Source organism: Legionella sheltonii (assembly GCF_026191355.1).
GTDB classification, from domain to species: Bacteria; Pseudomonadota; Gammaproteobacteria; order Legionellales; family Legionellaceae; genus Legionella; species Legionella sheltonii.
Genome location: NZ_JAPHOQ010000044.1, coordinates 1 through 1,002, shown reverse-complemented (window position 1 = coordinate 1,002; position 1,002 = coordinate 1). Strand labels below are relative to the sequence as shown.

Below are 1,002 nucleotides of genomic sequence, written 5' to 3'. Positions count from 1 at the left end.
GCTTCCGCTGCATCAGTTTTTATTTTACGCAGCCAGCGTGTCAGCACAGTGACAATGCTATCAAGTGATTTTGCGTACTGATGATATAACAACATGGCTGATAAAGCATATCTTTTGGCTTCTTTAATACGGCGCATATCGGCAATATCTAAAGCCATTGCTTCAGCAACATATTGATCTAAACGGTGCTCAGGAATATCAGAAAGATCAATTGGGCTTTCATCTCGCCACTTACGTAACTGATCCAGGTAATCTGTAAATTCTCGAATGTTTGTGACAGATGGTTTTTTCATTTCTTGTTTAAGATATTCCCAGCCACTAGTGAACTCATGGACTGGTGAGGTGGATAGCAATAACTTATCAAAAAATTGTTTAGTCTCATCGGTAAGTTGGTCGCTAACTTTTTGGTACAGTACCGAGCTAACTATAGTTCGAGCAGCACGTGCAAGTCTCAGCAATGTTGAAAATGCCGGAATTTCAAAATTATTTTTGATTAGTTCTTCAAGCATATCATTGATAATATCAGCTAAATTTTCTTTAATAGCCGCAGATTTTAAGCCAGCAGACTTCATTATTGACTTGCGTTGCTGCTTGCACTCATTGATGAACAGAAATTTGCGTATAACTGTTTTGTGACGCTTGCGTTGTTTGAGCTGCATGTAATTTTGTAGCTTTACTTTATCCACTTTGATATCAATGCAGTTTGCAATATATTCGATAATCGGTTTAGGAATTGTGTTGATTGGAATGTGATAGCCTAAACATTGATAACATTTTAGTGAAAGCATAAAACCAAGTCGGCTATGAGGTGATTTCTCACTGGTGCTTTTATTGAGTAGTTCAAGCTCTGCTTTTATTGGCAAAAAATTCTGTTTGAGTTCCTGTTCGTCAGGATTTGGTTTCAATCTTGGATAAGCAGTGTCGTGAATTGCAGTCATTGTGAATTTAAGGTATCTTTTGTGGCGGCCGAAAACAGTAGTTTATGGCCATGTAAAAATCAAG

General features: G+C 37.6%; 1 protein-coding gene. It reads right to left on the bottom strand.

The genetic code is table 11. The annotated features are described in order from the left end of the window. On the bottom strand, positions 1 to 938 hold a 938-nt coding region (locus OQJ26_RS19275; RefSeq protein WP_265705285.1), incomplete at its 3' end, for a DUF4158 domain-containing protein. Between the last annotated feature and the right edge of the window lie 64 nt (positions 939 to 1,002).